General features: G+C 48.7%; 1 tRNA gene and 1 other RNA gene. Both read right to left on the reverse strand.

Annotation, left to right across the window (positions count from 1 at the left end):
- A tRNA-Lys gene (locus NAZ64_RS22445) sits at window positions 1–76 on the reverse strand.
- Between the two features lie 50 nt (window positions 77–126).
- Window positions 127–294: non-coding RNA, RtT sRNA (locus tag NAZ64_RS22450), on the reverse strand.
- Window positions 295–300: the final 6 nt, after the last annotated feature.

Below are 300 nucleotides of genomic sequence, written 5' to 3' on the forward strand. Positions count from 1 at the left end.
TGGTGGGTCGTGCAGGATTCGAACCTGCGACCAATTGATTAAAAGTCAACTGCTCTACCAACTGAGCTAACGACCCATACGGTGGGGACTACCTGAAATATTTTTACTCGGCACCAATTAGAAAATTGGTGGGTCGTGCAGGATGACTCGGCTTCGCCTTGCCCTACGGGCCGTTGCTGACGCAACGTTATCCTTCACGTTCAACATCTGAGTTTGATGTTAAATTGGTGGGTCGTGCAGGATTCGAACCTGCGACCAATTGATTAAAAGTCAACTGCTCTACCAACTGAGCTAACGACC

The organism is Salmonella sp. A1325 (assembly GCF_056991255.1).